The sequence below is a fragment of the Thioclava indica genome, from assembly GCF_000714545.1.
Classification (GTDB): Bacteria; Pseudomonadota; Alphaproteobacteria; order Rhodobacterales; family Rhodobacteraceae; genus Thioclava; species Thioclava indica.
Window position 1 is genome coordinate 61,977 of the sequence record NZ_AUNB01000013.1, and the last position, 7,305, is coordinate 69,281.

The 7,305-nt window shown below is 61.5% G+C and carries 9 protein-coding genes; 4 read left to right on the forward strand and 5 right to left on the reverse strand.

The window, feature by feature from the left end; translation table 11 throughout:
• Nucleotides 1–25: 25 nt before the first annotated feature.
• The 4 genes from DT23_RS04845 to msrB all read right to left on the reverse strand — a co-directional run bounded on the left by DT23_RS04845 (nt 26) and on the right by msrB (nt 2,415).
• Nucleotides 26–523, reverse strand: a complete 498-nt coding sequence (locus DT23_RS04845) for a hypothetical protein (RefSeq protein ID WP_038128834.1) — start codon at nt 521–523, stop codon at nt 26–28.
• Nucleotides 511–861 carry a hypothetical protein gene (locus DT23_RS04850; protein ID WP_038128836.1) on the reverse strand — a complete coding sequence of 117 codons (351 nt, stop codon included), beginning with the start codon at nt 859–861 and terminating at the stop codon, nt 511–513. The genes DT23_RS04845 and DT23_RS04850 overlap by 13 nt, the downstream gene beginning before the upstream one ends.
• Entirely contained in the window at nt 861–1,907 is a 1,047-nt protein-coding gene (locus DT23_RS04855) for an aldo/keto reductase (protein ID WP_038128837.1), read from the reverse strand. Before DT23_RS04855 ends, DT23_RS04850 begins: the two co-directional genes overlap by 1 nt.
• Before the next feature lie 67 nt (nt 1,908–1,974).
• A complete protein-coding gene (gene msrB, locus DT23_RS04860) occupies nt 1,975–2,415 on the reverse strand; it encodes a peptide-methionine (R)-S-oxide reductase MsrB (protein WP_038128841.1) in 441 nt (146 codons plus the stop codon).
• Nucleotides 2,416–2,534: 119 nt separating this feature from the next.
• Here msrB and DT23_RS04865 point away from each other — a divergent pair, with 119 nt between their 5' ends.
• Both DT23_RS04865 and DT23_RS04870 read left to right on the forward strand, forming a co-directional pair.
• Entirely contained in the window at nt 2,535–4,157 is a 1,623-nt protein-coding gene (locus DT23_RS04865; protein ID WP_038128843.1) for an acyl-CoA dehydrogenase family protein, read from the forward strand.
• Nucleotides 4,158–4,209: 52 nt separating this feature from the next.
• The gene (locus tag DT23_RS04870) at nt 4,210–4,698 is read left to right on the forward strand and encodes a cupin domain-containing protein (protein ID WP_038128846.1); all 489 of its coding nucleotides are present in this window, start codon (nt 4,210–4,212) and stop codon (nt 4,696–4,698) included.
• 29 nt (nt 4,699–4,727) lie between these two features.
• Here DT23_RS04870 and ychF read toward each other — a convergent pair whose 3' ends face one another.
• Nucleotides 4,728–5,825, reverse strand: a complete 1,098-nt coding sequence (ychF, locus tag DT23_RS04875) for a redox-regulated ATPase YchF (protein WP_038128848.1) — start codon at nt 5,823–5,825, stop codon at nt 4,728–4,730.
• A gap of 129 nt (nt 5,826–5,954) precedes the next feature.
• On the opposite strand from ychF, the gene trpA reads away from it, so the two are divergent.
• Nucleotides 5,955–6,746, forward strand: coding sequence for a tryptophan synthase subunit alpha (trpA, locus tag DT23_RS04880; protein WP_038128849.1), 792 nt, complete (start codon nt 5,955–5,957; stop codon nt 6,744–6,746).
• A 170-nt stretch (nt 6,747–6,916) separates the two neighbouring features.
• On the forward strand, nt 6,917–7,305 hold a 389-nt coding region (locus DT23_RS04885), incomplete at its 3' end, for an alpha-hydroxy acid oxidase (RefSeq protein WP_038128850.1).

Genomic DNA, 7,305 nt, shown 5'->3' on the forward strand with positions numbered 1-7,305 from the left:
ATCCAAAGATGGGCAGGCGGGGCGCTCAGGGCGAGACCTTCGCCAGATTATACCCGTTGAAATCCAGCACCTCGCGCGCCGCCTTCAACAGATCTGGCCGCGCAGGCGATTGCCGCGACAGGATCATCCCCCAGCGGCCTGATGGCGTGCCCAGCGCCGCTATCCGGTAATCCTGATCGACCCACATCACAAAGATCGGCTCACCGTTAAACCCCGTGCGCGCGGCCAGACGCCCGCCCGGCCCGGTCAGCACAACGCGATCTGCAAGCGGCTTGGCCACGCCCGCGCAATCGATGCCGCTGACCTGATAGCCACCAGTGCCATCCCAAACCCATTTCTGCGCGCCCGCGCATCCCGGCACGCCACTGGCAACCACCTGCCACGTGCCGCCAAATTTCGCGGCATTAAACAGCGAGGCCGACGAAATCGACGCTTTGGGATCGCGCAGGTTGCTCGTCGATGGCTCGGGCGCACAGCCCGCCAGCGCGGCCACGCCAATCAAGGCCCAAATCAGTTGACGCATGCGTTCATCGGATAGCCCGCCTCGGTTAAAATGTCATTGCAGCCCTGAAGCGGCTTGACCGGCGCGCAGCTTTGCGAGCGCGCAAGGCATACCCCTTCGCAATCGCTGCCAGAACGACAGAATTTACCGCCATCTTTGGTCCTGTGCTGGCAGAAATAGCCGCCCTGATACTGCGCCCAGGATCCGCCCTTGGCCAAGCAGTTGAATTTAGAGACATCCTGCTTTTCTTGGCCCACAAGCGGCAGTTGCGTACTTTGATCTGCCCCGCTCAAACCCTCCAGCGGCTTACACCCTGTCAAGGCAAGTCCCACGGCCATGATGATGAAAAGCGCGCGCATCAGTAAGGCATCGGCATGGCTTGGTGCAGCACTGCAATCTTGTCGAGCAGCTCTTTGGGCAGGGTGACGTCGGCCGCATCCAGACTTGGTGCCAGTTGATCCAGCGAGGTCGCCCCGACGATCGGGATCACCGGGAACGGGCGGCTCATCACCCAAGCAATCGCCATCGTGATCGGGTTCATCCCGAACTCTTGCGCAAGGCTCACATAGGCGTCGGCGATATCAAAAGCACGCGGATTGGCGCGCCCGCCCATCGTTTGGTTCAAAGCGCGACGCGTCCCCTCGGGCGTCGTATCGCCGGAATATTTTCCGCTGAGGATACCCGCCGCCAGCGGCGAATAGGCCAGCAACGTGACCTGTTCCTGATAGCCCAACTCGCCCAGATCCAGATCGTAATAGCGGCACATCAACGAATACTCGTTCTGGATCGCCTCCATCCGTGGGCCTTTTCCAGCAGCGGCCAAGGCCAGCCATTGCGCGGTGCCCCAAGCGGTCTCGTTCGACAGGCCCACAGAGCGGATCTTACCCTCATCGACAAGATCCTTGAGCGTGGCCAGACAGGCCTCCATATCCGCCAGCACAGCCTCTTTGCCCGGCTGTTTGGACGGATCAAAGCGCCACGACTTGCGGAAATGATACGAGCCGCGATTGGGCCAGTGAAACTGATAGAGATCGATGTAATCGCTTTGCAGACGCTGCAGCGAGCTGTCCACAGCTTGACGAATACGCGCGGGCGAGATCGCAGGCCCACCCGGCACGGCATTACTGCCCTCGCCGGTGATCTTGCTCGCGATCACCAGATCGTCGCGCTTGCCGCGTTTGGCCAGATAGGTCCCGATCACCGCCTCGGTATCGCCCGCCGTCTCGGCGCGCACCGGGTTGACGGGGTACATCTCGGCGGTGTCGATGAAGTTCACGCCGCGATCAAGCGCGAGGTCGATTTGCGCATGGCCCTCGGCCTCGGTGTTTTGCGTGCCCCAGGTCATCGACCCGAGGCAGATTTCCGACACCATGATCCCGCTGCGGCCAAGTTCGAGTTTGCGCATTCCCGCGTCCCTTCTTTTTGTTCCGCGCGACCCTGCCACTGCGCCTTACGAAGGTAAAGGCCCGGCCCTACTCGACTTGATCGATCAGATCGCCATAGCCCTCGGCCTCCATGTCTTCGAGCGGGACAAACCGCAGCGAGGCGGAGTTGATGCAATAACGCAAACCGCCCTGATCGCGCGGCCCGTCGGGAAAGACATGGCCCAGATGGCTGTCGCCATTCTTGGAACGCACCTCGGTGCGCACCATGCCAAGCGAGGCATCGCGCAGCTCGACAACGTGATCGGACACCAGCGGCTTGGTGAACGACGGCCAGCCGCAGCCCGCGTCAAACTTGGTTGATGAGGCGAAAAGCGGCTCGCCCGAGACCAGATCGACATAGATCCCGCGCGCGTCGATGTCGTTATATTCGCCCGTAAAGGGGCGCTCGGTGCCGTTTTGCTGGGTGACGCGGAATTGCTCGGGGGTCAGTGCCGCCAGCGCCGCTTCGGATTTTTGCCATTTGCTCATGATTGCTCTCCCTTTGAGCCATGATCTAGGCGTGCCGCGCGCGTTGAAAAGCCCTATACATGTGTTTTACTCGCCTCAGCCCCGCGTGCGCCCTATCTTTCGGGTAGGAGGAATTCGCCATGACCACGCCCGCCCCCCGCGCCGACCTGCCCACACATCACGTCGAAAACCAGCCGCCTGCGCGCGGCGATCTGGATCTGTGGGGGACCGATCTACCACTGCGCGAGGCCGTCGCACGCGAAGGGGGCCAGCCAGATGGGCTTGTGGATTTTGGCCGAACCCTTGGCAAAACCGAAATGCGCGAGGCCGCGCGTGACGCCAATCGTCATTCGCCCGAGTTGCGGCTTTTCGATGCGGGCGGGCGCAGGCTGGATGAGGTGCGCTTTCACCCTGCCTATCATCGGTTTTCGCAAGCCGGGATCGAAGCGGGATATAGCGCCATCGCTTGGGAGGGTGCGTCGGGCGGCCATGCCACCCACGCCGCGATGGTCTATCTGGCCTCGCAGGTTGAACCCTCCACCTGCTGCCCGATGACGATGAGCTATGCCGCCTACCCTGCGCTGGTCGCCAACCCTGATCTGGCCGCGATCTGGCAGCCCAAGCTCACGTCACGCCGCTACGATCCGCGCGTGTTGCCCGTGACAGAAAAGACAGGCGTCACGCTGGGCATGGCGATGACGGAAAAGCAGGGCGGCTCTGATGTGCGGGCTAATACTACGCGCGCCGAAAAGACTGGCCATCACTATCGGCTGACGGGGCATAAGTGGTTTTGTTCCGCGCCGATGTCGGACGGTTTTTTAACGTTGGCGCAAACCGAAGCGGGCCTCAGCTGCTTTCTGGTGCCGCGCTGGTTGGAGAGCACGGGCAACGCGATCCGTATTCAACGCCTCAAGGATAAGCTGGGCAATCGCGCCAATGCCTCGGCTGAAATCGAATACGAAGGGGCGGCGGCTTATCTGCTGGGCGAGGAAGGCCGCGGCATTCCCACCATTATCGAAATGGTCCACCACACGCGGCTCGATACCGCAATCGCCCCCGCCGGACTGATGCGCGCCGCGATTGGTGAGGCGCATCACTGGGCGACCCACCGCGCCGCGTTTCAGCGCCGCCTGATCGACCAACCCTTGATGCGGGCGGTACTGGCTGATCTGGCGCTGGATTGGGAGAGCGCATTGGCGCTGGGTCTACGCGTGGCACGCGCCTTTGATGGCACGACGCCCGAGGACCGGGCTTTTGCGCGCATCGGTGTGGCCTTGGCGAAATATCTCAGCAACAAACGCTGCCCTGTGGTGACTTACGAGGCGATGGAGGTGCTGGGCGGCAGTGGTTACGTCGAGGATAGCGTGATGCCGATGCTCTATCGCGAGGCGCCGCTGAACGGGATTTGGGAAGGCTCGGGCAATGTGATCTGCCTTGATATTTTGCGCACATTGGCGCGCGAGCCGCTGGCGGGCGATGTCTTGCGCGCCGAACTGATCGCCGCGAGCGGGACCGATCCACGCTATGACGCCGCATTGAAAACACATACCGAACGCTGGCCCGCCCTGCCCCCGGAGTCTGAGGCGCGTTGGTTTGCCGAACGTCTTGCGCTATTGCTCAGCGCCTCGCTGCTGATCCGCCATGCGCCGCCCGCTGTGGCAGATGCGTTCGTGGCGACGCGGCTGGCAGGGGAGGCAGGGCGCACCACCGGGGCAATGGCGGGGACCGATGTTTCGGCTATACTCGCGCGGATCGCGGATTGAGAGGGCGGAGCCTCCGGCGGGGATATTTTTATCAAGAGGAAGGGGGGGCGGGATGAGCGAAGACCGATATCTGATCCGCGCCGGAGAGATCGCCGCCATGGAAGGGTTGGCCAAGACCCATTTCCTCAATTCCAACGCGCAACGGATCAACAAGAGCCTTGGCGATGCGACCGGCCTTACAGGGATCGGGGTGCATATCATCGAAGTGATGCCGGGCTGCGAGAGCACCGAATTTCACCGCCATTTTCATGAGGATGAGGCGATTTTCGTGCTGTCAGGTCATGCCACCGCCCGGATCGGCGAAGCGCGCGAGCCAATCGGGCCGGGCGATTTCATCGGCTATCGTGCGGGCGGCGCGGCGCATACCATCCTGAATACAGGCACAGAGGTTTTGCGCCTGCTCGTGATCGGCCAGCGGCTTGCCCATGACGTTGCTGATTACCCCGATAAGGACAAGCGGCTTTTCCGTAACGCCCGCATGGCCTGGCAAATGGTGGATCTCGACGCGGTCGAAGACGTCAGCGCGGGGGCGAAAAAGTAACCCCGCGCGCCCTTACACCTTAATCAACCTTACGCGTTGAACAGGAAATGCAGCACGTCGCCGTCTTTGACCTCGTAGGTCTTGCCCTCGACGCGGAATTTGCCCGCCTCTTTAGCGCCCGACTCGCCCTTGTGAGCGATGTAGTCCTCATAGCCCACGGTTTCGGAGCGGATGAAGCCGCGCTCGAAATCGCCGTGGATCACGCCGGCGGCTGCGGGGGCCAATGTGCCCTTGCGGATCGTCCAGGCGCGCGCCTCTTTCGGGCCGACGGTGAAATAGGTTTGCAAGCCCAGCAACTCGTAGCCCGCGCGGATCAGACGGTCGAGACCGGCCTCTTCAAGCCCCATCTCGCCCAGAAACATTTCGGCTTCCTCAGCATCAAGCTGCGAGATTTCTTCTTCGATCTTGGCCGAAATCACCACCGTACCCGCGCCCTGCGCAGCCGCCATTTTCGCCACCGCATCGGATTTGGAATTGCCCTTAGAGGCGTTTTCTTCTTCGACGTTGCACACAAACAGCACCGGCTTGGCGGTCAGCAATTGCAGCATATCCCACGCTTTGCGGTCATCGTCAGACACCTCAACCGTGCGCGCCGGGTGGCCTGCCTCTAGCGCCTCTTTCGCCTGTTCCAGAAGGCGCGCGGCGTCTTTGGCATCCTTGTCACCCGACTTGATCTTGCGCGCGAGATTGGCAAGGCGTTTCTCAAGGCTTTCGAGATCGGCGATCATCAATTCCGTTTCGATGGTCTCGGCATCGGCCACCGGATCGACGCGCCCCTCGACATGGGTCACATCGCCGTCTTCAAAGCAGCGCAGCACATGGGCAATCGCATCAACTTCGCGGATATTGGCGAGAAACTGGTTGCCCAGACCTTCGCCCTTAGACGCGCCTTTCACCAGACCGGCGATATCGACAAAGGTCATGCGCGTGGGGATAATCTCTTTCGAGCCTGAGATCGCGGCCAGCTTTTCCAGCCGCTCATCGGGCACAGCGACCTCGCCGACATTAGGCTCAATCGTGCAGAAGGGAAAATTGGCGGCCTGCGCAGCCGCCGTCTTGGTCAGCGCGTTGAACAGGGTCGATTTGCCGACATTCGGCAACCCCACGATACCCATCTTGAAACCCATTGCGCCCTCCTGATTGCGGCTTGGCGCTTCTTATTCATTGCCCGGCCTTTGCGCAAGCCAGACGCGCAGAGCCATTGATTTTCCCGCCCTCATAGCGCAAACCGCGTTGGGAATGACCGGAGGGACGCCATGACTCGCATTGACGCCAAATTCGCCGCACTGAAAAAACAGGGCAGGAAAGCCTTTGTGTCCTACATTATGGCGGGCGATCCCGATCTGGAAACCTCGTTTGAGGTGATGAAGGGGCTGCCGGAAGCGGGCGTTGACATCATCGAGCTGGGCGTTCCGTTTACCGACCCGATGGCCGATGGCCCGACGATCCAGTTGGCAGGCCAGCGCGCTTTGGATGGCGGGCAGACCTTGCAAAAGACGCTTGATATGGCGGCGGCGTTTCGCAAAACCGATGACAGCACGCCGATTGTGTTGATGGGCTATTACAACCCGATCTATAGCCGGGGCGTCGAGCGTTTCCTGAGCGATGCGAAAGCGGCGGGCATCGACGGTCTGATCGTGGTTGACTTGCCCCCCGAGGAGGACAGCGAATTGTGCCTGCCCGCGCAGGCCGCTGGCATCAACTTTATCCGGCTGGCGACACCGACTACCGATGATGCGCGCCTGCCCAAAGTGCTGCAAAATACCTCGGGGTTCGTCTATTACGTCTCGGTCACCGGGATCACGGGCGCGCAAGCCGCGCAAGCAGGCGAAGTCGGCCCCGAGGTCGCGCGGATCAAAGCACAAACCGATCTGCCCGTCATCGTGGGCTTTGGCATCACCACGCCCGAGGCCGCCCAAACCATCGCAAGCGTGGCCGATGGCTGCGTTGTGGGGTCGGCCATCGTCAAAGAAATCAGCCTAGGCAAACCCGTGTCTGATGTGCTTGATTTCGTCGCGAGCTTGGCCAAAGGCGCGCATTCCGCCTGAACCACGGCATGGCGCGGCCACTTGCCACGTCGCGCCGCCGCAACAAGGTCTGCGCATCGCCCCCTTCGGCTCGCGTGTCTTGACCGAGAAGCGACACGCGTGCGTGTAAGGCGATTGCGAACCTCCCCCATCATTGGTAAAGAAAATTGACCGAACCGGGGGAGGATACCATGCCCGTCATCACCTGCATTGATGATCTCAAGCGGCTGCACAAACGCCGCACGCCGAAGATGTTTTACGACTACGCCGAAAGCGGGTCGTATACCGAGCAGACCTTCCGCGAGAACACCACCGATTTTGCGAAAATCCGGCTCAATCAGAAGGTCGCGGTGGATATGACCGGGCGCTCGACGGCGGCCCCGATGCTGGGGGAAAGCCGGGCGATGCCGGTGGCGCTCGCGCCCGTCGGCCTGACCGGAATGCAGCGTGCGGATGGTGAGATCAAGGCAGCGAAAGCAGCCGAGAAATTCGGCGTGCCCTTTACGCTCTCGACGATGTCGATCTGCTCGATTGAGGACGTGGCCGAGAATACCAACGCGCCGTTCTGGTTCCAGATCTA